General features: G+C 48.5%; 1 rRNA gene. It reads right to left on the bottom strand.

The features are described 5' to 3' along the window. Window positions 1–275: 275 nt before the first annotated feature. Window positions 276–684, bottom strand: a 23S ribosomal RNA gene (locus WS34_RS14970); the annotation flags it as partial.

Here is a 684-nt window from a genome sequence, read left to right on the forward strand (position 1 = left end):
GCAGCGTAGCTGGGTCGCAATCCGAGGTATCAAATGAGTGGCAAAAGACCTTTTGACACTCATATCATTTTATGAATTGATTTAAAAAATATTTTAACAGAATATAAAGAAAAAAAATAGGGTAAAAGTAAAGAAAAGGCAACAAAAAAAACGATAACCAACCGGCTACCGTTTCCGTTCTGTACCTTCAAAACTACATACATGTTACATCCTAATGGAATCATTTTACCTCTGCGTGAGTCCGGCAGCTACTTTATAACCGCCTTTCCCATTTCTTGGTCAAGCCCTCACCCTATTAGTAACAGTCAGCTCCGTGCATTACTGCACTTCCACCCCTGCCCTATCTACCTCGTCGTCTTCAAGGGGGTTTACTTCTTTCGAATGGGACATCTCATCTTGAGGGGGGCTTCACGCTTAGATGCCTTCAGCGTTTATCCCTTCCGGACTTGGCTACCCGGCCGTAGACTTGGCAGTCTAACCGGTACACCAGCGGTCCGTCCATCCCGGTCCTCTCGTACTAAGGACAGCTCCTCTCAGATATCCTACGCCCACGCCGGATAGGGACCGAACTGTCTCACGACGTTCTGAACCCAGCTCGCGTACCGCTTTAATGGGCGAACAGCCCAACCCTTGGGACCTACTACAGCCCCAGGATGCGATGAGCCGACATCGAGGTGCCAAACC

It is taken from the genome of Odoribacter sp. N15.MGS-14 (assembly GCF_000980245.1).
In the GTDB taxonomy this organism is placed as follows: Bacteria; Bacteroidota; Bacteroidia; order Bacteroidales; family Marinifilaceae; genus Odoribacter; species Odoribacter splanchnicus.